This window comes from Streptomyces sp. NPDC018019, from assembly GCF_044327805.1.
In the GTDB taxonomy this organism is placed as follows: domain Bacteria; phylum Actinomycetota; class Actinomycetes; order Streptomycetales; family Streptomycetaceae; genus Streptomyces.
Map to the genome: position 1 here is coordinate 191,148 of NZ_JBIRGD010000014.1, position 22,504 is coordinate 213,651.

The 22,504-nt window shown below is 73.5% G+C and carries 22 protein-coding genes and 1 pseudogene; 13 read left to right on the forward strand and 10 right to left on the reverse strand.

Annotated features, from left to right (window positions below; translation table 11 throughout):
• Positions 1–41: 41 nt before the first annotated feature.
• The 5 genes from ACH4FX_RS23590 to ACH4FX_RS23610 all read right to left on the reverse strand — a co-directional run bounded on the left by ACH4FX_RS23590 (position 42) and on the right by ACH4FX_RS23610 (position 3,665).
• A complete protein-coding gene (locus ACH4FX_RS23590; RefSeq protein WP_398481952.1) occupies positions 42–749 on the reverse strand; it encodes a phosphoadenylyl-sulfate reductase in 708 nt (235 codons plus the stop codon).
• Entirely contained in the window at positions 746–958 is a 213-nt protein-coding gene (locus ACH4FX_RS23595; protein ID WP_398481954.1) for a hypothetical protein, read from the reverse strand. Before ACH4FX_RS23595 ends, ACH4FX_RS23590 begins: the two co-directional genes overlap by 4 nt.
• A complete protein-coding gene (locus ACH4FX_RS23600; RefSeq protein ID WP_398481956.1) occupies positions 955–2,652 on the reverse strand; it encodes a nitrite/sulfite reductase in 1,698 nt (565 codons plus the stop codon). The genes ACH4FX_RS23595 and ACH4FX_RS23600 overlap by 4 nt, the downstream gene beginning before the upstream one ends.
• A 193-nt stretch (positions 2,653–2,845) precedes the next feature.
• Entirely contained in the window at positions 2,846–2,929 is an 84-nt protein-coding gene (locus ACH4FX_RS23605) for a putative leader peptide (RefSeq protein ID WP_312024626.1), read from the reverse strand.
• A gap of 169 nt (positions 2,930–3,098) precedes the next feature.
• The gene (locus tag ACH4FX_RS23610) at positions 3,099–3,665 is read right to left on the reverse strand and encodes a GNAT family N-acetyltransferase (RefSeq protein WP_398481958.1); all 567 of its coding nucleotides are present in this window, start codon (positions 3,663–3,665) and stop codon (positions 3,099–3,101) included.
• Between the two features lie 845 nt (positions 3,666–4,510).
• On the opposite strand from ACH4FX_RS23610, the gene ACH4FX_RS23615 reads away from it, so the two are divergent.
• The 3 genes from ACH4FX_RS23615 to ACH4FX_RS23625 all read left to right on the forward strand — a co-directional run bounded on the left by ACH4FX_RS23615 (position 4,511) and on the right by ACH4FX_RS23625 (position 6,745).
• Positions 4,511–5,062 carry a DUF2589 domain-containing protein gene (locus tag ACH4FX_RS23615; protein ID WP_398481960.1) on the forward strand — a complete coding sequence of 184 codons (552 nt, stop codon included), beginning with the start codon at positions 4,511–4,513 and terminating at the stop codon, positions 5,060–5,062.
• Positions 5,063–5,147: 85 nt separating this feature from the next.
• Positions 5,148–5,816: a hypothetical protein gene (locus tag ACH4FX_RS23620; protein ID WP_398481962.1), complete on the forward strand. Its 669-nt coding sequence runs from the start codon at positions 5,148–5,150 to the stop codon at positions 5,814–5,816.
• Positions 5,813–6,745, forward strand: a complete 933-nt coding sequence (locus tag ACH4FX_RS23625) for a DUF2589 domain-containing protein (RefSeq protein ID WP_398481964.1) — start codon at positions 5,813–5,815, stop codon at positions 6,743–6,745. Before ACH4FX_RS23620 ends, ACH4FX_RS23625 begins: the two co-directional genes overlap by 4 nt.
• Positions 6,746–7,252: 507 nt before the next feature.
• On the opposite strand, the pseudogene ACH4FX_RS23630 reads toward ACH4FX_RS23625, so the two are convergent.
• Positions 7,253–7,486 (reverse strand): annotated as a pseudogene (locus tag ACH4FX_RS23630) (LLM class flavin-dependent oxidoreductase); the annotation flags it as partial.
• Between the two features lie 87 nt (positions 7,487–7,573).
• On the reverse strand, positions 7,574–8,854 hold the full coding sequence (locus tag ACH4FX_RS23635; protein ID WP_398481966.1) for a GAF domain-containing protein: 1,281 nt from the start codon (positions 8,852–8,854) through the stop codon (positions 7,574–7,576).
• A gap of 167 nt (positions 8,855–9,021) precedes the next feature.
• On the opposite strand from ACH4FX_RS23635, the gene ACH4FX_RS23640 reads away from it, so the two are divergent.
• Entirely contained in the window at positions 9,022–9,222 is a 201-nt protein-coding gene (locus tag ACH4FX_RS23640; protein ID WP_398481968.1) for a hypothetical protein, read from the forward strand.
• 234 nt (positions 9,223–9,456) lie between these two features.
• On the opposite strand, the gene ACH4FX_RS23645 is transcribed toward ACH4FX_RS23640, so the two are convergent.
• Positions 9,457–11,163, reverse strand: coding sequence for an acyl-CoA dehydrogenase family protein (locus ACH4FX_RS23645; RefSeq protein ID WP_398481970.1), 1,707 nt, complete (start codon positions 11,161–11,163; stop codon positions 9,457–9,459).
• 18 nt (positions 11,164–11,181) lie between these two features.
• Between ACH4FX_RS23645 and ACH4FX_RS23650 the strand changes: the two genes are divergently transcribed.
• Positions 11,182–12,375, forward strand: a complete 1,194-nt coding sequence (locus ACH4FX_RS23650) for a YihY/virulence factor BrkB family protein (protein WP_398481972.1) — start codon at positions 11,182–11,184, stop codon at positions 12,373–12,375.
• 76 nt (positions 12,376–12,451) lie between these two features.
• Here the strand turns inward: ACH4FX_RS23650 and ACH4FX_RS23655 are convergent, their stop codons facing one another.
• Positions 12,452–12,979, reverse strand: coding sequence for a YcxB family protein (locus ACH4FX_RS23655; protein ID WP_398481973.1), 528 nt, complete (start codon positions 12,977–12,979; stop codon positions 12,452–12,454).
• A 331-nt stretch (positions 12,980–13,310) separates the two neighbouring features.
• Between ACH4FX_RS23655 and ACH4FX_RS23660 the strand changes: the two genes are divergently transcribed.
• Complete coding sequence (locus ACH4FX_RS23660) at positions 13,311–13,694, forward strand: hypothetical protein (protein ID WP_398481975.1); 384 nt, start codon at positions 13,311–13,313, stop codon at positions 13,692–13,694.
• 180 nt (positions 13,695–13,874) lie between these two features.
• Complete coding sequence (locus ACH4FX_RS23665) at positions 13,875–14,549, forward strand: restriction endonuclease (protein WP_398482080.1); 675 nt, start codon at positions 13,875–13,877, stop codon at positions 14,547–14,549.
• Positions 14,550–14,651: 102 nt separating this feature from the next.
• Here ACH4FX_RS23665 and ACH4FX_RS23670 read toward each other — a convergent pair whose 3' ends face one another.
• Positions 14,652–16,343, reverse strand: a complete 1,692-nt coding sequence (locus ACH4FX_RS23670) for an IclR family transcriptional regulator C-terminal domain-containing protein (protein WP_398481977.1) — start codon at positions 16,341–16,343, stop codon at positions 14,652–14,654.
• Between the two features lie 186 nt (positions 16,344–16,529).
• Here ACH4FX_RS23670 and ACH4FX_RS23675 point away from each other — a divergent pair, with 186 nt between their 5' ends.
• Genes ACH4FX_RS23675 through pcaD form a run of 6 tightly spaced genes read left to right on the forward strand, consistent with a single transcriptional unit; the run spans position 16,530 to position 22,501 of the window.
• Complete coding sequence (locus ACH4FX_RS23675) at positions 16,530–17,345, forward strand: CoA transferase subunit A (protein ID WP_398481979.1); 816 nt, start codon at positions 16,530–16,532, stop codon at positions 17,343–17,345.
• A complete protein-coding gene (locus ACH4FX_RS23680) occupies positions 17,342–18,169 on the forward strand; it encodes a CoA-transferase subunit beta (RefSeq protein ID WP_398481981.1) in 828 nt (275 codons plus the stop codon). Before ACH4FX_RS23675 ends, ACH4FX_RS23680 begins: the two co-directional genes overlap by 4 nt.
• Positions 18,166–19,020 (forward strand): protocatechuate 3,4-dioxygenase subunit beta, encoded by an 855-nt coding sequence (gene pcaH, locus ACH4FX_RS23685; RefSeq protein WP_398481982.1) that lies wholly within the window; start codon positions 18,166–18,168, stop codon positions 19,018–19,020. Before ACH4FX_RS23680 ends, pcaH begins: the two co-directional genes overlap by 4 nt.
• A 1-nt stretch (position 19,021) precedes the next feature.
• Positions 19,022–19,747, forward strand: a complete 726-nt coding sequence (gene pcaG / locus ACH4FX_RS23690; protein ID WP_398481984.1) for a protocatechuate 3,4-dioxygenase subunit alpha — start codon at positions 19,022–19,024, stop codon at positions 19,745–19,747.
• Entirely contained in the window at positions 19,734–21,203 is a 1,470-nt protein-coding gene (pcaB, locus tag ACH4FX_RS23695; protein WP_398481986.1) for a 3-carboxy-cis,cis-muconate cycloisomerase, read from the forward strand. Before pcaG ends, pcaB begins: the two co-directional genes overlap by 14 nt.
• Positions 21,200–22,501, forward strand: a complete 1,302-nt coding sequence (gene pcaD / locus ACH4FX_RS23700; RefSeq protein WP_398481988.1) for a 3-oxoadipate enol-lactonase — start codon at positions 21,200–21,202, stop codon at positions 22,499–22,501. The genes pcaB and pcaD overlap by 4 nt, the downstream gene beginning before the upstream one ends.
• Positions 22,502–22,504 lie beyond the last annotated feature (3 nt).

Below are 22,504 nucleotides of genomic sequence, written 5' to 3' on the forward strand. Positions count from 1 at the left end.
CTCGTGGTCCGGCGCCCGGTGGCCGGACCTCCCGGGGCCGCTCATCCGTGCAGCCCGCATTCGGTCTTGTCGCGGCCGGCCCAGCGGCCCGCCCGTGCGTCCTCGCCCGCCAGCACCCGGCGGGTGCAGGGCGCGCAGCCGACCGAGGCGTAACCGTCGGTCAGCAGCGGGTTGGTCAGCACACCGTGCTCGGCCACGTACGCGTCCACGTCGTCCTGCGTCCAGCGGGCGATCGGCGCGACCTTCACCTTGCGGCGCCGCGCGTCCCAGCCCACCACGGGCGTGTTCGCGCGGGTCGGCGACTCGTCGCGGCGCAGCCCGGTCGCCCAGGCGTCGTAGCCGGCCAGCCCCGCTTCGAGCGGCGCGACCTTGCGCAGCGCGCAGCACAGGTCCGGGTCGCGGTCGTGCAGCTTCGGCCCGTACTCGGCGTCCTGCTCGGCCACCGTCTGCCGCGGGGTGAGGGTGATGACGTTGACGTCCATCACCGCGTCCACCGCGTCCCGGGTGCCGATGGTCTCGGGGAAGTGGTAGCCGGTGTCGAGGAAGACGACATCGACGCCGGGGAAGGCGCGCGAGGCCAGGTGCGCGACGACCGCGTCCTCCATGGAGGAGGTGACGCAGAAGCGCTTGCCGAAGGTCTCGGCGGCCCAGGTGAGGATCTCCAGCGGGGAGGCGTCCTCCAGGTCGCGCCCAGCCCGCTCGGCGAGCGCGGCCAGTTCGTCCTCCGTACGGTCCTGAGTCGTCGTCATATGCTGCTGCCCCCTTGGCGTTTGTCGTGCTGCCGGGCCGTGGCGGCGACGCCCTTGGCCAGCAGCCCGAGGAACGAGAGCCGGAACGCGCGGTTGCACGCCCCGCATTCCCACGCGCCCCTCTGCTCCGCGGCGGTCCCCGCCTCGGAAGGGCGCAGGTCCTCGTCCCCGCAGTACGGGCAGAAGAACGGCGCGGCCCGCTCGCTCACTTCAGCGCTCCCTCGTCCGCGCGGGCGGCCCAGGCGGCGAACCGCTCGCCCTCCTCGCGCTGCTCCTGGAAGTTGGTCAGCACCCGCTCCACGTAGTCGGGCAGCTCCGCCGCGGTCACCTTCAGGCCGCGGACCTTGCGGCCGAAGCCCGCCTGGAGGCCGAGCGCGCCGCCCAGGTGCACCTGGAAGCCCTCGACCTGGTTGCCGTCGGCGTCCAGCACCAGCTGGCCCTTGAGGCCGATGTCCGCGGTCTGGATGCGGGCGCAGGCGTTCGGGCAGCCGTTGAGGTTGATGGTGACCGGCTCCTCGAAGTCCGGCATCCGGCGCTCCAGTTCGTCGATGAGCGCGGCGCCGCGCGCCTTGGTCTCGACGATGGCCAGCTTGCAGAACTCGATGCCGGTGCAGGCCATCGTGCCGCGCCGGAAGGGCGACGGCCGGACCTGGAAGTCCAGTGCCTCCAACTCCGCGACCAGCGGCTCGACCTGCTCCTCGGCCACGTCGAGGATGATCATCTTCTGCTCGACGGTGGTGTTCAGCCGGTCCGAGCCGTGCGCCGCGGCCAGTTCGGCGATCTTGACGAGGGTGGCGCCGTCCACCCGGCCGACGCGCGGGGCGAAGCCCACGTAGAACCGGCCGTCCTTCTGGCGGTGCACGCCGATGTGATCCCGCCAGCGGCTGCTGGGCTCGGCGGGCGGCGGGCCGTCGATCAGCTTCCGCTTGAGGTACTCGTCCTCCAGCACCTGCCGGAACTTCTCCGGGCCCCAGTCGGCCATCAGGAACTTCAGCCGGGCGCGGTTGCGCAGCCGCCGGTAGCCGTAGTCCCGGAAGATTCCCACGACGCCGGCCCAGACGTCCGCCACGTCCGACAGCGGCACCCAGGCGCCGAGCCGTTCGCCCAGGCGCGGATTGGTGGACAGGCCGCCGCCCACCCACAGGTCGAAGCCCGGCCCGTGCTCGGGGTGCTCGACCCCCACGAAGGCGATGTCGTTGATCTCGTGGACCACGTCCTGCACCGGCGAGCCGGAGATCGCCGACTTGAACTTGCGCGGCAGGTTGGAGAATTCCCTGCTGCCGATGAAGCGCCGCTCGATCTCCTCGATCGCGGGCGAGCCGTCGATGATCTCGTCCGCCGCGATACCGGCGACCGGCGAGCCGATGATGACGCGGGGGCAGTCGCCGCAGGCCTCGGTCGTCGACAGGCCCACCGACTCCAGCTTCCGCCAGATCGCCGGGACGTCCTCGATGCGGACCCAGTGCAGCTGGATGTTCTGCCGGTCGGTGATGTCCGCGGTGCCGCGCGCGTACTCCTGGGAGACCTCGCCGATGGCCCGCAGCTGCGCGACGCTCAACCGTCCGCCGTCGATGCGCACCCGCAGCATGAAGTGCTCGTCGTCCAGCTCCTCGGGCTCCAGGACCGCGGTCTTGCCGCCGTCGATCCCGGGCTTGCGCTGGGTGTACAGGCCCCACCAGCGCATCCGGCCGCGCAGGTCGTTGGGGTCGATGGAGTCGAAGCCGGCCTTGGCGTAGATCGTCTCAATGCGTGTCCGCACATTGAGACCGTCGTCGTCCTTCTTGAACTGCTCGTTCCCGTTCAGCGGCGTGAAGTGCCCTACGGCCCACTGGCCCTCCCCGCGGTGGCGTCCGGCCTTGCGGCGGGTCGTGGCGGTGCTGGGTCGATCGGAGGTGGCGGCCATGGCGGTACGTCCTTCTGGGCGGCTCGGTGAGGGCGGGGCGGGCATCGGCGACCCCGCTGTGACCTGCGCGGACGCACCTCACCGCGGAACGGCGCGAGGTGGTGGTGCGAAGGGGACCGGGGCTGGTCGGAGCAGGGTGCCCGCGCGTCCGCGACGGTGGGGACGGCGAAAAGGGATGACGTTGCTGAGACTGTCAGCCCGCCGGACAGATGGCGCTGGACATGCGGCCGAGGTCGACGTGCCGCCGACTCACCAAGGCAATTCCAGCTGTAGACATGACGGAAGCGTGTCACGGCGCTCTTGAGCCAGTCCACCGCCTTCCGGAATGTGGACAAGTGTGTCCCGTATGCCGGGACGATGTGGTGCCGCTCACGCCGCGGGCGGGCGGGTTCCCCGGCACCCGCCCGCCCGCGTTTCCGGCATGCCGGAAGAATCCGCCGCCCAGGTCAGGCCCCCGGCCACGGCCCCGGAGTGGAGACCTCCGGTTCCTCGCCCACCTCGGTCGCGCACACCCGGAAGCCGCGCCGCCGGTAGTTGTCCAGCGCGTACGGCCCGTCCTTGCTGCACGTGTGCACCCACACCCGCCGGGTCTTCGCCCGCCCCGGCCACCGCTCGGCCAGGTCCCAGGCCCGTGCCGTCCCGTAGGAGAGCAGGTGCCCGCCTATCCGGCGCCCGCGGAACACCGGCAGCAGGCCGAAGTAGCTGATCTCGACGACCCCTTCGGCCTGCGCGTCCAGTTCCACGAACCCGGCGGGGGTGTCCCGCTCGTACGCCACCCACGTCTCCACGCCGGGCCGCCCGAGGAACTCCTCCCACTGCCCGTACGTCCACCCCAGCCGGTCCGTCCAGGTGATGTCCCCACCGACGGACGTGTACAGGAACCGGCTGAACTCCGGCGAGACCACCTCCGCCCGGGCGATCCGGACCCGCTGCTCCTCCGGGGGAGCAGCGGCCGGGACGAGGTCGTCGGGCGCGGTCTGTTCGAGGTGCCAGGTGGTCACGGTGACGGTCATGGGGCCAGCACATCACAGGGCCCGTCCTCACTGGACCCGGACCGGGGCCCTTGTCTCTTGACCGGGCGGGAGAGGAGTGGAAGCGGAGGCATCCAGAGGCCCACCGCAGCCCGGTGAAAAGCGTCCCACCGTTCTTGCCGGGCCTCCACGATGTTCTGTTCCCTCTTGAGGGTCCGGTCGCCGTACAGGCCCCGGACCGGTTCTTGAGTGCGTCGATCGCCTCATTCATGGGGTTCCCGGGCCCCTGCTTTCAATCGGACATGACGCTCCTCTGGTTCGGAACGGGTAGACCTCTCAACCAGGAACACATGGCACACCCCCTCGGGTCCTCCTGGCGTTGCCCGTTCGAGCAATAGCCCGGCCCGGATCAAGGAGCCGCACCCCGGGATGGATCACCGACGCGCGGCTGTACGACCTGGTCGACATGGCCCTGGCGCTACAGGCCGCACTGCAACTGCGGTGTCTGCTGGCTGGGCAAGCTGCTCGACAGGTACGGCCAGATCCGCAAGCGAGGCCGGGACACGAGGCTCCAGCCCCGCGCCCGCAACCGCGCCTGGGCGATCCGAGGGAAGGCCCGCTGTCCGCGATGATCCCAGCTCTCCGGCCGATCCTCAGGAGAGCGCCAGTGCGCGCCGTGCCGGACCGAGTAGCCACGGAGTTCCCGGCTCTCACGCGGCTGCTCCTCTTGCGCTGTACGGAGTACGGCGATGCGGCTTTCAGCGTGCCGGTCCCTGGAGAAGGTGCTGTGATGGCGCTACGTTCCGTAGCGAAGGAGGTGCAGTGTGGCTACGCGCAGTCGCAGAACCGAAACTGCCCCGGCAGACGCACCCAAGAGTCCGGCTTCGGTGGACCTCGGCCGTGAGCTGGCTCTGCCGTATGAGCAGATCATTGGTGGGCCGCTGCAGAGCATCATCAAGGCTGCCGCGCTCGCCTCGCAGACCACCGCTGACTTCGTCACCGGCGTCGGCATGAAGAAGGTGAACAACGACCTGGTGGCGCAGATGGTCACCTTCGACCTGAAGCGCAAGAAGAAGAACGAAGACACCAATAGCGTCGAAGAAGAAACCGTCACCGTCAACGCGCCCCTGCTGACGCTGCTGCCCATTCCTCACCTGCGGCTGAAAACCGTCAAGCTGGATTTCGAAACGAAGATCCAGTCGGTGACGGTCGTCAAAGAAGACAAGAAGTTCGGCGTGGAAGCCTCCGCCGGCGCGAGTTTCTGGGGCTGCACGGCGTCCTTCAAGGCCAGTTACGAGTCCAAGAGCGCCCGGGAGGACACCACCAACCGGTCCGCGACGCTGGGCGTCCACGTGGAGGCGGAGCAGGCCGAGATGCCCGCCGGGCTGGCCCGGATCCTGAGCATTCTGGAAACAGCCGTCACCGACACCAAGAAGTAGCCCTGAGCTGAATCGCGGCACGGTGCCTGCCGCAACCGAGCGGTGCCACCGGGGCGTCGCCCGTTCCCGACACCGATGAAAGAGCATGAGCGAGTTCACTCTTCCACAGTTGATCGCCAGCATGGCCCTGTCGGTGGCCCAAGCCGACCGGCACCTGATCGAAGCGCAGCGGGCTCTGGCGCAAGAACCGGGCCTCCACCCTGCGATGAGCCTTGAGGACGTGCACTTCCAGATCACCTACGTCCCCGTGGACAGCAGTCCGGCACCGGCACCGGAACTGGCGCACGTAGCGCCGTCCACACTCACCGCAAGGCAGGTCACCGCCCTCACCGCCGACGCGTCCGGCGCCAGTGCCGCGGCGCTGGACCGCTTGCGCGACTGGGTCGACCAGGCCCGCGCCGCAGCCCGGGACCACGCCGGGCACGGGCCCGTACGGTTGCCTGAAGCCCCCCGGCTGCCGGAGCAGGCCCGCCAGGACCTCGTCCAGGGAGCCCCGCCCAAGGCGGTCGCGGCGCTGGAGGCCCTGATGGCGGAGGCCGCACAGTGGCAGCATGCGGCGGCCCAGTACAACGCGGATACCACGGCGGCCGGCCTGCCGCAGCTGAAGGTGGCGGTCGACTCCGACATCGTCCATGCCGCCCCCGAACAGGCGCGCAGCACCTTGAGCTTCCACGTCCGCACGGCGCGCGTCGAGCAGGTCGAAATCGACGGGCGCCCCCAACTGGTACCCGCCGCCCGAGAGGGAACCCAGTGACGCAGCCGCCCGCACCGCGCCCCGACACCGAGGCCGTGTCCGAGGCGACGCTGACCCCGCTGCAGATCGCGCAGCTGCTCGGCGGCGCCTACCAGTCGGTCATCGAAGCCCAGGCACTGGCCACACGCAAGACCATCGAGGTCTTCACCGAGGTCGGCTTCCACCAGCACGGCAATCACTTCCTGGCCCGCACGATGCAGTTCGACGTCCGCCGTCAGGAACTGGACGAGAACCTCTCCCTGGCCGAGCGCAACGTACGGGTGAGCGTCCCGCTGCTGAGCATGGTCAACCTGCCCACGCTCGGGATCGACCAGGCCGAAATCGAAATGGGCCTGCAGGTCACCACCCACCAGGAAGAAAAGCACTCTGACTCGAAGGAAGAGCAGAACAAAAAGCCGGCCAAGCCGGGAACCATCACCGCACGCGTCGCCAGCAGCACCACCACCGCCACGTTGAAGGTCAAAAGCGTCCTCAAACAGAGCCCGATCCCCGGAACCCACCGGCTCGAACAGATCCTCGACAGTGCCATCGTCGACATGCAGCAGGCCATCACCGATCCCTCCCCGACACCCGACCCCGAAACCCTCGACATCCAAGCCGGAGCGGTAAAGACCACGAGGCGGGCGCTGGAGGATAAGCTGAAGGAGCTGAAGGGCGGGCTGGAAAAACACATCCGGGTTGTCAATTTTCTGGTTGACCGGATTTTCGAAGCCCGAAGAATGGTGGAACTGCGTTTTGCGCGGAGCGCGGTGAAGGAGGTCTGTGTCACGCCATGGAACCAGACGGCGCCTCACCTCGAAGGTGAACTCAAGAGCACCGATGCAGCTGAGGCCCTGTCCGCCTTCCTCGACACAACCAGAGAGCTGTGGCGCACCCTGGGACAAGGAGACGACATCACGAGCCTTCCCCACAGCACCGCAGCCGAATAACCGGTCTCAACACCAACGGCAGACGAAACGGCAGGGTTCGGTCCCTCTCATCGCAGCAGAACGCACTCCCGGGGAGCCCGCATCTGCCTCCGAACCGAGACACCGTACGCGTGCTGCGACTAACCACTCGGAGAGACGCCACGTTCGTCGCGTGGAGGCACGCCGGACATGAGCATGAGCGGTGGGGGCTGTGCTGGGGCTGTCGGCGGGGACGGCGCGGACGGTGAGAGTGACGCCGCTGGCGGTCCGGCAGCGGAGGCCGAACGCGATGCCGGGGTCGAGGCCCACGTTGTTGCCGGTCTGGCAGTGATCGCCGATCACACCACCGGAGCGCGGGGTGCTCATGGATCTTGTCGCAGCACTCGGCCGAGCAGACCATGACCATCCGCTTGCCGTCGTTCCCCATGTCCTCATAGATCGCTGAGGAGTCCGACAACACCGTCATCAGCGGATCGTCGCCGTCGAACAGGCCCGGCTCCATGATCTTCCCGCGCTCGCCGCAGGGCCGAGGGTGGCGGTCTGTTTGGTCAGCAGCGCGGTGCGGTGCAGCGGCGCGAGCAGCGCCTCGGTCTGCAACCGGACGCGGGAGGTGGCGTCGGCCAGGGTGATCAGAGGTTCCGGGGTGCCGTACACCAGCCGGTCGAGCAGCGCGATGCTGCGGAACGGGGCGGCGTCGGCGCGCCGGGCCCAGGTGAGCAGAGAAGCGGGGTCGCCGATGGGCGGGCCGAGGCTGATGGACATGACAGGTCCTCCAGGAGGGCAGGAGCGATCGCGGGATGCCGTGTCGCCCGGGTGCTCCTCCGCCGCGCCGCGGCCCCGTGCCCGCGGTCACGCGTGCCGCGCCGCCACCACCGCCGGCGCCGTCGAGTGCGGCAGCAGGTCCACCGGGCGCGGCGGCAGACGCAGTTCCACGTCCACCCCGTCGGCGAAGCGGTACGGGCGGTGCGCCAGCACGCTCGCCAGGTGACGGCGCAGCCGCGACAGTTCGGCCCGTACCGTCACCGTACGGCCGCGGTCCCCGAACAGGTCCTGCGCCAGATCGGCGGCGCTGCGCCCCTGCGGCCGGTGCGCCAGCACGAACAGCACCTCGGCGTGGCGCGGGCTCAGCTCGTGCGACCAGCTGCCCGCCGGCCCGCTGACCGTGACCGCCGGTCGCGCGCGGGCGCTGAGGTCCAGCAGCACCCGGCTGGACCCGGGTTCGTCGCCCTGCGGCGCGCCGACGCGGATCAGCCAGCCGCCGGGCAGCGGTTCCAGCGTGCACATGCCGTACCGCGGCAGCCACAGCGGCCCGGCCTCGGGGGACTTGGGGAGCGCGACCCGGTCCGGCGGGGCCAGCCCGACGACCGCCGCCGTCCAGCCGTCCTTGTCCACGGCCAGCGCCCGGCCGCCGAGCCGGGCCAGTACGGGGGCGGCGCTCGCCCGCAGCCGGTCCAGCGCGCCGTGGTGCCGGTCGCGCAGCTCGCCCTCCGCGAGCCGGGCCACCGCGGAGACCAGCGACAGGGTCGTGGGGTGGAAGCTGTGCGCCGGGCCGCTCACGTCCACGGTGCCCAGCAGCCGCCCGTCGCGCGGGTCGTGCAACGGCGCCGCGGCGCACGTCCACTGGTGGTGGGTGCGCACGAAGTGCTCGGTGGTGTGCACCAGGACGGGGCGGCGGGCCACCAGCGCGGTCCCGATGGCGTTGGTGCCGACGACCTCCTCGGTCCAGTCCGCGCCCTTCTCGAAGCCGTGCCGGTCGGCCATCCGGCGGACCGACGCACAGCCCTCCCGCCACAGCACCCGGCCCTCGGCGTCCGTGACGACCATGATCTGCTGGGCGGCGTCGACGGCCGGCAGCAGGCCGCTGTTGAACAGCGGCAGCAGGGACGCCAGCTGGGAACCGTGCCGCCGGTGCTCCAGCTCCTCCACGGTCAGCGGGCGCTCCCGGCGGTCCCGGTCCGGGTCGACGCCGGAGCCCAGCACCCGGCGCCAGGACTCGCGGATCACCGTACGGGGCGCGGCGGCCGGCCGGTCACCGCAGAGCGCGGCCTCACGGACCGAGGCGAGGCGGCGCGTCGTCGCGCGTATCTCCTGGGCCGACCAGATACCCATGTCGATCGGTCTGTCGCTCACGCTGTATCTCTCCGTTGTGCACTGTCCGCCGTTGCCGCCCATGGTGCCGTCACCGGGCCCGTCCGAACGGGGGATTGCGCCAATTGGTTGCAACGGGCTGCAACTGTTGTGGCGTATGACGGGGGCGAGGAAGGTGACCGGCAGCACGGAGAGGAGGCAACGACAGGATGAACGTCACTCCTCGCGCCGTCGTGGCCGGTGCGGCGGACCACGTCCGTACGGGGCTCGCCGCGCACCTCGCGCGCCCCTACGGCGTCCCGCACCGCTCCGCCGCCGTCCCGGTCCGGCGCCGGCTGCCCGCTCCGGTGGACCTCGTCGTCCGCCCGCTCGGCCCGGCGACCGCCCGCGGAGGCGGACACAAGCCCTGAGGGCCGGCTCCGAGAGCCGGTCCGAGACCGGGGAGCGGTGCCGGGTCGGCGCGGCACCGCTCCCCGCACACGCGGTGGCGGGCCCCGGGCCCCACCCCCCTCTTCAGGGAACGGGGCCCGTCACCGCACTTCCGTCCGGGCCGCCACCGGCCCTGGCCCCGGCCGCCACCGAAGTCCTCGCGCCGGTGAGCCGCCCGTGACCTCAGCCGCTCGCCCCCTCAGCCGTCCAGCCCGTCAGCCGTCCGCCCCGTCCTCCATCACCGGCCGCGCCCGCTCCACGATCGCGCGGAGGCCGAGGGTGGGCGGCAGGGTGCCGAACGAGGCGCCGTGATCGGTGCCCAGGCGCGAGGCGCAGAACGCGTCGGCGACCTCCGGCGGCGCGTACCGGGCGAGCAGTGCGCCCTGGAGCACCAGTGCCATCCGCTCCGCCAGGCGCCGGGCGCGGGCCTCGATGCCCTCCAGATCGGCCAGTTCGGTGAGCAGGTCCTTGATCGCGGCGTCCAGACGGTGGTCGGCGCCCCGGGCCGTACCGATCTCCGTCAGGAACGCGTGCAGCGCCGCCGGTTCGCGGCGCAGCGCCCGCAGCACGTCCAGCGCCTGGAGGTTGCCCGATCCCTCCCAGACGGAGTTCAGCGGCGACTCGCGCAGCAGCCGCGGCATGCCGGACTCCTCCACGTAGCCGTTGCCGCCCAGGCACTCCAGCGCTTCGGCGGCCACCGGGGTACAGCGCTTGGTCACCCAGTACTTGGCCGCCGGGACGGCCAGCCGCAGGAAGGCGCGCTCCTGCTCGGTGTCCGCGTCGTACGCCGCCGCCAGCCGCAGCGCCAGCGCCGTCGCCGCCTCCGACTCCAGCGCCAGGTCCGCCAGGACGTTGCGCATCAGCGGCTGTCCGGCGAGCGGCCTGCCGAACGCCTGCCGGTACGCGGTGTGGTGCAGCGCCTGCGCCACCGCCTGCCGCATCACCGCCGCCGACCCCGTCACACAGTCCAGCCGGGTCGCCGCGACCATCTCGATGATCGTCGCCACCCCGCGCCCCTCCTCGCCGACCCGCCGCGCCCAGGTCGCGCCGTCGAACTCGACCTCGGCCGACGCGTTCGAGCGGTTGCCCAGCTTGTCCTTCAGCCGCTGGATGCGGAAGGAGTTGCGGCTGCCGTCCGGCAGCACCCGCGGCAGCAGAAAACAGGTGAGCCCGTCCCCGTCCGTGTGCCGGGCCGCGCCCCCGTCCGCCTGCCGCGCCGCGTCCCCGGCCGTCCGCGCCAGCACCAGGAACGCGTCCGACATCGGCGCCGAACAGAACCACTTGTGCCCGGTCAGCACGTACTCCCCGTCGGCGGGCAGGGGCTCGGCGACCGTCGTGGTCGCCCGCACATCACTGCCGCCCTGCTTCTCCGTCATCGCCATCCCGGCCAGCGCGCCCGGCTTCTCCGCCACCGGCCGCAGCCCCGGCTCGTACACCCGCGACGTCAGCAGCGGCTCCCACTCCGCGGCCAGCGCGGGCTCGGCCCGCAGCGCCGGCACCGCCGCGTGCGTCATCGACAGCGGACAGCCGTGGCCCGCCTCGGCCTGCGTCCACACCAGGAACCCGGCGGCGCGCCGGACGTGCCCGGCCGGCCGCGACCAGGCGTCGGTGAGCCCGGCCGACACGGCGTGCCCCAGCAGGCGGTGCCACGCCGGGTGGAAGTCCACCTCGTCCACCCGGTGGCCGTACCGGTCGTGGGTACGCAAAACGGGCGGGTTGCCGTCGGCCAGCGCGCCCCAGCGCTGCGCGTGCGCGGAGCCCGCCGCGCGGCCCAGCTCGCCCAGTTCGCCGCGCACCTCGTCCAGGAGGTCCGGCGGCACATGCCGCTCGACGGCCTCGGTGAGCGCCGCGTCCGCGGCGAAGACGTCGTACCCGACCAGGGGCGGAGGCTGGTTCGTGACCGTGTGAGTGGTGGCTGCCATGGCAGATACGGTAAGGAGGTGCAGCCAGTGAAAGAAGCAGCGCAGCGGCCGTCCGGCCGGCTGCACAGGGCCCGGGTCCTGTACCGCAACGTCTCCAAACGCCGCCTCGCCTGGCTGCTGCTGAAGGACACCGTCAACTCCTGCATGGAGTACCGCGTCACCGGGCTCGCCGCCGAAGCGGCGTTCTTCTGCCTGCTGTCGCTGCCGCCGCTGCTCCTCGGATTCATCGGCCTGCTCGGCTATCTGGAGCCCTGGATCGGCCAGGAGACCATCGACCACATCCGCGAGAACATCCTCGACGCGTCCGACACGCTGCTGTCCAGCAAGGGCGTCAACGAGATCGCCCGGCCGCTGCTCGACGACATCTTCACCGGCCGCCGCCCGGACGTCGTCTCCCTCGGCTTCGCCATCGCCCTGTGGTCCGGCTCCCGCGCGCTGAACGTCTTCGTCGACACCATCACGATCATGTACGGGCTGGACGGGCGGCGCGGCATCGTACGGACCCGGCTGCTGGCCTTCGTGCTCTACCTGGCCGCGCTGGTGGTCGGCGCCGTGGCGCTGCCGCTGATGGTGATCGGCCCGGACACCGTCGTCGGCTGGCTGCCGGCGAGCGGGACCGCCATCCGCATCCTGTACTGGCCCGTCGTCCTCATCCTCTCCGTCGCCTTCCTCACCACCCTCTACCACGTGTCCGTCCCCGTACGCTCACCCTGGCGCGAGGACATCCCCGGCGCGGTCGTCGCCCTCGCCATGTGGGTACTGGGCAGCCTGCTGCTGCGTGTCTACCTGACCCAGACCGTCGAGGGCCCCACCATCTACGGCTCGCTGGCCGCACCGGTCGCCGTCCTCCTGTGGATCGGCGTCTCCGCCTTCGCGGTCCTGGTGGGCGCGGCGATGAACGCCGCCTTCGACCGGGTGTGGCCCTCGGTCGCCACCGCCGCGGGCCGCGCCGAGAAGGAACGCCGCGCCCGTGAGGTCGCCGAGGCCCGGCGCTCCGCCCTCGCCGCCGTCGGCCTGGACGACGCCGCCTCCGAGGACCCCGGCCCGGCCGAAGCCCCGCAGCCGGACGACGACGAGGACGAGGACGACGACACCGAGGACGACGACACCCCCACCCCGTCCGAGTACCCCGAACGCTGGTCCCGCTTCCTGCCCCCACACGACGTACGGGGCCGCCTGCACGCACGGGCCAAGGGACGTTGGCGTCACTGACCGGCGGAAAGCCGGGGCCGACGGCTGAGGCCCGGGGCCGGGGACGGGGCGGCGGGCCGGGCACCGCTCCGGCCGCTCAGAGGCGGGTCAGATGCCGGTCGAACACGGCCCGCAGCCGGTCCACGTCGGCTGGGCTGCTCGCACCGCGCTTGGGCACGATCGTCAGGCTCGTGGCGTCCTTGTCGCCGCTGAAGAGGACGAACACGTGCGGGCTCTCGGTGTAGCGGGGCACGGCCTGCCAGGTGAGAGCGCTGGTCTGCTGACGGGTGGTGACCGTGATGCCGTTCTCGTCCACGACCGTCCGGCACTCGCCGATCGTCTCGGCGTACCGGCGGAACTGACGGGCCTGCAACCAGGGCATGCCCAGCAGCACCAGCAGGATCAGCGTCGGCGCCACCAGCAGGCGCATGTCCACGCTTCCGCCGTCCATCCAGAGCAGTGCTGCGGCGACGTACAGCAGTACGGCGGCCGCGCACAACACCCATCTGAAGCGCCGTCCGGCGGGCGTGGTCCGTGCGCGCGCCTGGAGTCCCTGCCGGAAATCCTCGACCGTCGCCCGGTAGAAGAGCTCGATCTGCGTTCCGGTCTGCGGTTCGCCGGACACACGTCCCCCTTGGGAAGAAAACAATTCGGGCGGAATTCTAACGCTGTGTGATGAGCTGTTTCACCCGTACCGGTGGCCCTCGCCGTCCACGGTCTCCCGTAACCGCGGCCCCCCGGCACCTGCGGTCTCCGGCCCGAGAGCGCCGCAGGCGGGCGGCGTGCTGAATTCGGGTGACCGACGAGCGTGCGGACCGGCGAGCGGCGTCGTGGAGCGGGGGCGTGCTGCATGGTGTGTTTTCGGGATGTGAATCCGCGCCACCTTTTCCGGGAGAGCCGTGCACCCCTTTTCCCTTCGCGGGCCGCGCCGCGCGTGTTACGGCGGGTTCTGCGCGATGCCGCTCGCCGTGCTCCTGGTTCTCGCGGGCGGTTCGCCGGGAAGCGCGTACGCCGCCGTAGCGTCCGACGGCCGGACGCCGGTCGCGGTGGGTGCGCCCGTGCCGACCGTCGATCCCGTGCTGCCGTACGGCGGGCCCGTACGGTGCTCCACCCCCGGTGACTGCCTTCCGGCGGTGGTGACGGTCGCGCCGGGGCCCGGCGCCGGACCGGAGCGCGCCCCCGCCGCGTCGCCCGGCGCGCGCCCGGCCCTGCCCGCCACCGGGGGCGGGTCGCTGATTCCGGTGGCCGCGCTGGGATCGGTGCTGCTCATCGTGGGGGCGGTGGCCGCCGCCGTGGGCCGGGACCGGCGGAACCGCCGTCGGCGGGCGGCGGGGCGGTGAACCGTCTCCCGTCGCACCGGCCGCCACCCAGCGATGATCATGTTCCGGGCTTCGCGGGGCAGGAGGTGGACAGCGCAGCCGTATCCGTTCGGCGCAAGGGAAGGAGCCCCGCCTGTGACCGCACCCGCGAGAGCTGACGGCGCATCAACCGGTTCCGCTGCCCGTTCCCGTACGTACCCGATGTGGCGGACGCTGTTCGTCCTCGCCGTGCTCGGTGTCCTCCTCTGCGGCGGGTACCTCGCCGTCCGCGAAGTGGTGCGGTGGGCGGCCGAGCACCCGGGCCCGGCCCTCGTCGCGGGCTGTGCCGTCCTCCCGCCCCTCCTGGCCCTGGCCGTGGTGGCGGTCCGCGCCATGCCGCGGCTGCGCGAGCTGCGGCGGGCGGCGCGGGCGGGGAAGGCCGAGGCCGAGGCGGAGGTGGCGGCGATGGCGGAGGCCCCGCCGGAGGCGGCGCCCGGCGCCGGGCCCTGGCGCCTCCAGGACTTCCTCGCCATGGACGCGGACGGCTTCGAGCAGGCGATAGCCGCCCTCTGCGAACGCGACGGCTGCCGGGACGTACAGGTGGTCGGCGGCGCGGGGGACCTGGGCGCGGACGTCCTGGCCAGCGCGTCCGGCGGCCGCCGGATCATCATCCAGTGCAAGCGGTACGGGGAGTCCCACAAGGTCGGCTCCCAGGACGTGCAGCGCTTCGGCGGCACCTGCTTCACGGTGCACGAGGCCGAGATCGCCGCCGTCGTCACCACGAGCACCTTCACCGAACCCGCCACCGACTACGCCGCCACCTGCGGCATCCGCTGCTTCGACGGAGAGCAGCTGGTCACCTGGGCGAACGGGGGCGGGGCGGCGCCCTGGGCGTGAACCGCCGGGGAGCCGGCGCGCGAGTCGTCATCCGAAACGCGGCCGTCCCAGGCGGCCGCGAGGTTCCGGGCAGTTGCCCCGCCCCTCCCCGCCGGACCACCCCTAAGCGACCGGAATCCGCAGGTACCGCCCCGCCGTGTGCAGGTCCGCCTCGATGCGCGCCGCGGCCGTCCGCAGGTGCGGCAGGAAGGTGTCGCGGTCCTCGGTGGGGGAGCGGCGGCCCGCGTGGGTGGAGATGTTGACCGCGGCGACGACGCGGGAGTCGCGGTCGCGGACGGGGACGGCGAGGGAGCGCAGGCCCTCCTCCAACTCCTCGTCCACCAGGGCGTAGCCGTCCTCGGCGGTCCGCGCCAGCAGGGCCGTCAGGCGTTCGGGGGAGGTGACGGTGTGCCGGGTGAGGGGGGCGAGGGTGGTGCGGGCGAGGTGGGCGTCGCGTTCCGCCGGTGGGAGGCCGGCGAGGAGGACGCGGCCCATGGAGGTGGGGTACGCCGGGAAGCGGGTGCCCACGGTGATGTTGACGCTCATGATCCGTACGGTGGGGACCCGGGCCACGTACTGGATGTCCGTACCGGACAGCACCGCCATCGACGCGGAGTCGTGCACCCGCTCCACCAGCGCGGCCAGGTGCGGCTGGGCGATCTCCGGCAGGGTCAGGCCCGACAGCGGGGCGAAGCCCAGGTCCAGCACCTTCGGCGTGGGGCGGAAGAGGCGGCCGTCCGAGGCGACGTAGCCGAGGTGTTCCAGGGTGATCAGGGCGCGGCGCGCGGTGGCGCGGGCCAGGCCGGTGGCCTCCGCGACGGCGGTCAGGGGCAGCGCCGCCCGGCCGGTGCCGAACGCGGTGAGCGTGAGCAGGCCGCGGGCCAGTGACTCGACGAACTCCGGGCCCAGTTCCTGCTTGGAGGCACGCATCCAGGAGGCGTGCCGGGCGGACGAGGGGCCGGAGGGCGAGGAGGCGGGGGGAGCGGGAGCGGCCAGGAGCCGTTGCATTTCGGCGACGGTGTCGCGGAGTCGGGGGAGTACGGCGGCAGGGAGGTCGGCGGCGTCCAGCCGGCTGGTGTGGCTGACGACGCTGACCGCGCACACCGGGCGGCCCCGCGGGTCGCGTACCGGCACCGCGACGGCGACCAGGCCCGGTTCGATCAGCTGGTCGTCCAGGGACCAGCCGGCGGTACGGGCCGCCTCGACCCGGGTGGTGAAGTCCGCGTCGGCAGCCCCCGGTTCCGTACCGCCGTCCTCGTACCGGCGCGGCGGCACGGCCGGGAAGCCCGCGTCCGCGGGGTCCGCCGCGCGCCGCCGCTCCCAGCGCCGCCAGGCGCCCCCGTCCCAGTCGGCGGCGAACAGCGCTCCGGGGGCGCCCCGTTCGGCGGGCAGCAGGTCGCCGATCCGGAACGCCAGTGACATCGCGCGGCGCCGCGTCGCCTGGTGGACGAAGCGCACGCCGTCGCCGTCCGGCACGGCGAGCGAGACCGATTCGTCGAGCGCGTCGGCCAGCCGTTCGGCGGCCGGACCGAGCCGGCCGGGCAGTTCGGAGGCGGCCAGGTAGGCGTTGCCGAGTTCCAGCAGGCCGGGCGCGAGCACCGCGTCCCGGCCTTCGACGCGTACGTGGCCGAGGCGGGCGAGGGTGCTCAGGACGCGGTCGACCGTGGAGCGCGCGAGTCCGGTCGCCCGCACCAGGTCGCCGACGGCCCGCCGCCCGCCGCCGGCGGTCAGTTCGCGCAGCACGGTCAGGCCGCGCAGCAGCGGTCCCACCGCCTCCGGGGGCGGCGGCGGTGCGTCGGTGGCGGGGCGGGGCATGGGCTCTCCAGGGTGCGGAAATCTCCTCGGAACCGTACCTGCCGGACCGTTGACAGGGCCGGGAGAGGGCTTCAGACTCAGGGCACGCCGATTATGAACAGAAGTTCACCAGGCGAACAAGGCGGGGTGCCGCGGGCCGTACGGTCCCGGGCACCCGGCATCGCGGAACGACGCGAGGGCGAGGACATGGCCGACATCCGTTCCCTGCACGACGCCGTCGGGGACCTGATCCACGACGGGGACACCGTCGCGCTGGAGGGCTTCACCCACCTGATCCCGTTCGCCGCGGCGCACGAGATCATCCGGCAGGGCATCACCGGCCTGACGCTGGCCCGTATGACGCCGGACGTGGTCTACGACCAGCTGATCGGCGCGGGCGCGGCCCGCAAACTGGTCTTCTCCTGGGGCGGCAACCCCGGCGTCGGCTCGCTGCACCGCTTCCGCGACGCGGTCGAGAACGGCTGGCCGCACCCGCTGGAGCTGGACGAGCACAGCCACGCGGGCATGGCCAACCGCTATGTCGCCGGCGCCTCGAAGCTGCCGTTCGCGGTGCTGCGCGGCTACCGCGGCAGCGGCATCCCCGGCCGTACGGACACCGTCGCCACCGTCACCTGCCCCTTCACCGGCGAGGAACTGGCCGCCGTGGCCGCCCTCAACCCGGACGTCACGGTCATCCACGCCCAGCAGGCCGACCGGAACGGCAACGTGCAGCTGTGGGGCCTGACCGGGGTGCAGAAGGAAGCGGTGCTGGCCGCCGGGCGGGTGCTGGTCACCGTCGAGGAGATCGTCGAAGGGGCGCTGGAGCCGAGGCCCGGCTCGGTGGTGCTGCCCGGCTGGGTGATCGACGCCGTCGTGCCGGTGCCCGGCGGCGCCCACCCTTCCTACGCCGCCGGGTACTCGGTCCGCGACAACGACTTCTACCAGGAGTGGGACGCCGTCTCCCGCGACCGGGCCGCCTTCGTGCGGTGGCTCGACGAGAACGTACGGAAAGGGACCCGATGAGTGCTGCGGACGACGGCGCGCGCTGCGGACGCGACGAACTGATGGAGGTCAACGCGGCCCGCGCGCTGGGCGGCGCGAAGACCTGCTTCGTCGGGATCGGGCTGCCCAGCACGGCCGCCAACCTGGCCCGCCGTACCGTCAATCCGGACCTGGTCCTGGTGTACGAGTCCGGCACCATCGGCTCCCGGCCGACCCGGCTGCCGCTGTCCATCGGCGACGGCGAACTGGCCGACACCGCCGACGCGGTGGTGTCCGTGCCGGAGATGTTCAACTACTGGCTGCAGGGCGGCCGGATCGACGTGGGCTTCCTCGGGGCCGCCCAGCTCGACCGGTTCGCCAACATCAACACCACCGTCGTGGACCGCGGCCCGGACCGGCCCGAGGGCAGGCTGCCCGGCGCCGGCGGCGCCCCCGAGATCGCCGCCAACTGCGGCGAGGTGTTCGTCGTGCTGCGGCACACCCGCCGCAACCTCGTGCCCGCGCTCGACTTCGTCACCACCCTCGGCCACGGTACGGGCCCGGGCGACCGCGCCGCCCTCGGCCTGCGCGGCGCCGGGCCCACCACCGTCATCACCGACCTCGGCGTGCTGCGCCCGGACCCGGACACCGCCGAACTGGTGCTGACCGCCCTGCACCCCGGCGCCACCGTGGAGCAGGCGCGGGCGGCGACCGGCTGGGACCTGCGTACGGCACCGCACCTGACGACCACCGAGGCGCCCACCGACGCCGAACTGGCCGCCCTGCGCGCGCTCAAGGCGGCCCCCGCCCCGCCCGGAACCGGCCGCGCGACCCCACAGGCCCTACGTCTGGAGAAGCCCCGATGACTCCACCGAGCGCATCCGCCGCCCCGGGATCCCCGGCCGCCGCCGCACCGGCGGAGGCCGCGGCACCGCTGCCCCCGGGCACCGAACCGCAGTACGTCATCGACCGCGAGATCGCCGCGCTGCACACCGCAGCCGCCGACGCCCGCACGGCGGGCGGCCCCGTACCGGCGCACCCCGGTCGCGACTTCGCCCCGTACCGCAGCACCCGGCTGCGCCACCCGAGACAGCCACCGGCCGTGCTCGACGTGCTGCGGGACCCGGAGACCGCCGAACTGTCCGGGCCCGCCTTCGGCGACACCGACGTCACCGCCCTGGACGCCGATCTCACCCGGCAGCACACCGGCGAGCCGCTCGGCGAGCGGATCACCGTCACCGGCCGGGTACGGGACCGCGCCGGCCGCCCGGTACGCGGCCAGCTCGTCGAGATCTGGCAGGCCAACGCCGCCGGCCGGTACGCCCACCGGCGCGATCGGCACCCGGCGCCGCTCGACCCCAACTTCACCGGCGCCGGCCGCTGTCTGACGGACGACGAGGGCCGGTACGCGTTCACCACCGTCCGGCCCGGCGCCTATCCGTGGCGCAACCACCACAACGCCTGGCGCCCGGCGCACATCCACTTCTCGCTCTTCGGCACCGCCTTCACCCAGCGGCTGGTCACCCAGATGTACTTCCCGGGCGACCCGCTGTTCCCGTACGACCCGATCCTGGCCTCCTGCACCGACCCGCGGGCCCGCGCCCGGCTGGTGTGCGCCTACGACCCGGAGATCGCCCGCGCGGAGTGGTGCCTCGGCTACCGGTGGGACATCGTGCTGGACGGACCGTCCGCCACCTGGACCGAGGAGGGCCGCTGAGATGTCACCCGCCCCGCACGACATGTCCGCCACCCCGCACGAGACCGCGCCGCGCCGTGAAGGCGTACCGCAGCAGCCGGACGCCGGCCCGGAGACGCCCGGGACGCTGCCCCCGACCCCGTCCCAGACCATCGGCCCGTTCTTCGGCCACGCGCTGCCGTTCCCCGGCGGTGGCGAGATGGCGCCCACCGGGCACCCGGACACCATCACCCTGTACGGCCGCGTCCTGGACGGCGCGGGGGAGCCGGTGCCGGACGCGCTGCTGGAGTTCTGGCAGGCCGGGCCGGACGGCGGCCTGCGCGGCGCGCCCGGCTCACTGCGCCGCGACGCGGCCACCGGCGCGGTCGTCGGCCGCGACGGCGTGGACTTCACCGGTTTCGGCCGGGTCCCCACCGGCGCCGACGGCCGCTACGTCCTGCGCACGCTGCCCCCCACCGCACCGGCGGGCCGGCCGGACGCGGCACCGTACATCGCGGTGTGCGTCTTCGCCCGCGGCCTGCTGCACCACCTGTTCACCCGGGTCTACTTCCCCGGGGACGCGGCGGCCCACGCGGCCGACCCGCTGCTGTCCCGGCTCCCCGCGCACCGGGCGCGCACCCTGGTCGCGCGGGCCGACGGCGAGCGGCGGTACCGCTTCGACATCCGTCTCCAGGCCGCCGCCGAGGGCGAGGGCGCTGTGGCGGGCGACGGGACGGGCGAGGAGACGGTCTTCCTTGAGTTCCGCTGACCACGGCCTGCTGGCGCCGGGCCGGGCGGACTCCGCCGTCGAGGCCGCCACCGGAGACACCGCGTACGTACGCGCCCTGCTGGACGCGGAGGCCGCCCTGACGCGGGCTCAGGCGGCCGTCGGGCTGGCGCCGGCCGCGGCGGCCGAGGCCGTCACCGCGGCGGCGCGCGACACCGGCCGGTACGACGCCCGCGACCTCGCGGTACGGGCCCGCGCCGGCGGCAACCCGGTCATCCCCCTCGTCACCGCCCTCACGTCCGCCGTGGCCGGGCAGGACGCCGGGGCCGCCGCGTACGTCCACCGCGGCGCCACCAGCCAGGACATCCTCGACACGGCCACCATGCTGGTCTGTTCGCGCGCCCTGGCAGCCGTCCTCGCCGACCTGGACGCCACCGCCGCGACCCTGGCCCGCCTGGCGGCCGGGCACCGCGGCACACCGATGGCGGGCCGCACGCTCACCCAGCACGCGGTGCCGGTCACCTTCGGGCTCAAGGCCGCGGGGTGGCGCGGGCTGGTGCTGGACGCCCGGGACCGGCTCGCCGCCGTACGGGACGCGCTGCCCGCGCAGTTGGGCGGCGCGGCGGGCACCCTCGCCGCGTTCCACGCGTTCGCGGAGGCCGACGCGGAGCAGGGGACGGCCGACGGTTCCGCCGGGGCAGCGTGCCCCGGGCCCGGCGGGGACGACCTCGGGCTGCGGCTGCTCGCCGCGTACGCGGCCGAGACCGGCCTCGCCGAGCCCGTACTGCCCTGGCACACGCTGCGCACCCCCGTCGCCGACCTCGCGGGCGCGCTGGCCCACACCGCCGGCGCCCTCGGCAAGGCCGCCGCCGATGTGCTGGCCCTGTCCCGTACCGAGACCGGCGAACTGGCCGAAGGCCGCGGCGGCGGCTCCTCCGCCATGCCGCACAAGTCCAACCCCGTACGGGCCACGCTGATCGCCGCCGCGGCCCGGCAGGTCCCGGCGCTGGCCGGAGTGCTGTACGGGTCCCTGGCCGCCGAGGACGAACGGCCGGCCGGCGCCTGGCACGCGGAGTGGCAGCCGCTGCGCGACGCCCTGCGGCTGGTGGGCGGCGCGGCCCGGGACGCCGCCGAACTGACCGCGGGGCTGCGGGTGCGCCCGGAGCGGATGCGCGCCAACCTCGCCGCGACCGGCGGACTGGTCGTCGCCGAGCGCCTGGCGGCCGTGCTAGGCGCCCACCTCGGGCGGGACACGGCCGAACGGCTGCTCACCGACGTGGCGCGCCGTGCCGCGGAGGACGGCACGGCACTGGCCGAGGCGCTGGGCCGGACCCTGCGCGCGCACCACCCCGCCACCGCCGCGGCCTTCCCCGCCGCGCGGCTGCGGGAGCTGACCGCCCCGGCCGCGTACACCGGCTCGGCCGGGGCGCTCGTGGACCGCGCCCTGCGCCGCCCCGCCGCGCACCGCGCCGCACCGACCCCGCAGGAGAACGCATGACCAGCTCCGTCGCCCACCCGCTCCCGCATCACCGCGAGGACGGGCCCGCCGACGCGCCCCCGCTCATCCTGGGCCCGTCCCTGGGCACCTCGCTCGCGGTGTGGGAGCCGCAGATGGCGGTGCTGGCACGGCGGTTCCGCGTCGTGCGCTGGGACCTGCCCGGGCACGGCGGTACTCCGTACGACGTCCTCGCGAGCCGTGCGGAGGGGGCCGCCCGCACGGTCGCGGACCTCGCCGGACTCGTCCTCGCCCTCGCCGACTCCCTCGGCATCGACCGGTTCGCGTACGCGGGCATCTCCCTGGGCGGCGCGGTCGGCACCTGGCTCGCGGTCCACCACCCCGAGCGGATCGTGTCCCTCGCGCTGGTCTGCTCCTCGGCCCGCTTCGGCGAGCCGGAAGGGTGGCACGAACGCGCCGCGCGCGTACGGGAACAGGGCATCGCGGCGGTCGCCGGCACCACGCCCGGCCGCTGGTTCACCCCGGCGTTCGCCGGCACACCGGTGGCACGCGACCTCCTGGCCGGGCTGCGGACCGTGGCGCCGGAGGGGTACGCGGCCTGCTGCGACGCGCTCGCCACGTACGACCTGCGCGGTGAACTGGGCCGGATCGGTGCGCCCACCCTCGTGATCGCGGGCCGCGACGACCCCGCGACACCGCCCGCGCACGCCCGCGAACTCGCCGACGGCATCCCGGCCGCGAGCCTCACCGAACTGGCCGGGGCCGCCCACCTGGCCACCGCCGAACGGCCCGCGCAGGTGCTCGCCGCGCTCCTCGGCCACCTCGCGGCACATCCGGCGGACGGCGGCCGGGCGGCCCCGGACGACGTACCGGACGCCGGGAGCCTTACGGGCCTGGATTCCGGCAGCCGCGCGGCTCCCGGCCCCGGCAGCCGCGCGGGCACCGATACCGCCACCGACGACCGCACCCGCCACGCCGCCGGCACCGCCGTCCGCCGCGCCGTGCTCGGCGACGGCCACGTCGACCGCTCGGCCGCCCGCACCACCGCCTTCACCGCCGTCTTCCAGGACTTCCTCACCCGCTACGCCTGGGGCGAGATCTGGACCCGCCCCGGACTGTCCCGGCACACCCGCAGCTGCATCACGATCACCGCCCTGGTGGCGCGCGGACACCACGAGGAACTGGAGCTGCACCTGCGCGCCGCCCTGCGCAACGGGCTGACCGCCGAGGACATCCAGGAAGTCCTGCTCCAGTCGGCCGTCTACTGCGGCGTACCGGCCGCGAACTCCGCGTTCGCGCTGGCCGACCGCGTAATCGCCGACCACCGGGAAGGGAAGTGACCC

What these genes read in the sequence shown, in the direction of transcription:
- ACH4FX_RS23675 (WP_398481979.1), top strand. Translation starts at nt 16,530, where the DNA reads ATGGCCGACATCCGTTCCCTGCACGACGCCGTCGGGGACCTGATCCAC.
- pcaG (WP_398481984.1), top strand. Translation starts at nt 19,022, where the DNA reads ATGTCACCCGCCCCGCACGACATGTCCGCCACCCCGCACGAGACCGCG.
- ACH4FX_RS23640 (WP_398481968.1), top strand. Translation starts at nt 9,022, where the DNA reads ATGAACGTCACTCCTCGCGCCGTCGTGGCCGGTGCGGCGGACCACGTC.
- ACH4FX_RS23600 (WP_398481956.1), bottom strand. Translation starts at nt 2,652, where the DNA reads ATGGCCGCCACCTCCGATCGACCCAGCACCGCCACGACCCGCCGCAAG.
- ACH4FX_RS23610 (WP_398481958.1), bottom strand. Translation starts at nt 3,665, where the DNA reads ATGACCGTCACCGTGACCACCTGGCACCTCGAACAGACCGCGCCCGAC.
- pcaD (WP_398481988.1), top strand. Translation starts at nt 21,200, where the DNA reads ATGACCAGCTCCGTCGCCCACCCGCTCCCGCATCACCGCGAGGACGGG.
- ACH4FX_RS23645 (WP_398481970.1), bottom strand. Translation starts at nt 11,163, where the DNA reads ATGGCAGCCACCACTCACACGGTCACGAACCAGCCTCCGCCCCTGGTC.
- pcaH (WP_398481982.1), top strand. Translation starts at nt 18,166, where the DNA reads ATGACTCCACCGAGCGCATCCGCCGCCCCGGGATCCCCGGCCGCCGCC.
- ACH4FX_RS23590 (WP_398481952.1), bottom strand. Translation starts at nt 749, where the DNA reads ATGACGACGACTCAGGACCGTACGGAGGACGAACTGGCCGCGCTCGCC.
- ACH4FX_RS23670 (WP_398481977.1), bottom strand. Translation starts at nt 16,343, where the DNA reads ATGCCCCGCCCCGCCACCGACGCACCGCCGCCGCCCCCGGAGGCGGTG.
- ACH4FX_RS23680 (WP_398481981.1), top strand. Translation starts at nt 17,342, where the DNA reads ATGAGTGCTGCGGACGACGGCGCGCGCTGCGGACGCGACGAACTGATG.
- ACH4FX_RS23665 (WP_398482080.1), top strand. Translation starts at nt 13,875, where the DNA reads ATGTGGCGGACGCTGTTCGTCCTCGCCGTGCTCGGTGTCCTCCTCTGC.
- ACH4FX_RS23605 (WP_312024626.1), bottom strand. Translation starts at nt 2,929, where the DNA reads ATGTCTACAGCTGGAATTGCCTTGGTGAGTCGGCGGCACGTCGACCTC.
- ACH4FX_RS23660 (WP_398481975.1), top strand. Translation starts at nt 13,311, where the DNA reads ATGCCGCTCGCCGTGCTCCTGGTTCTCGCGGGCGGTTCGCCGGGAAGC.
- ACH4FX_RS23620 (WP_398481962.1), top strand. Translation starts at nt 5,148, where the DNA reads ATGAGCGAGTTCACTCTTCCACAGTTGATCGCCAGCATGGCCCTGTCG.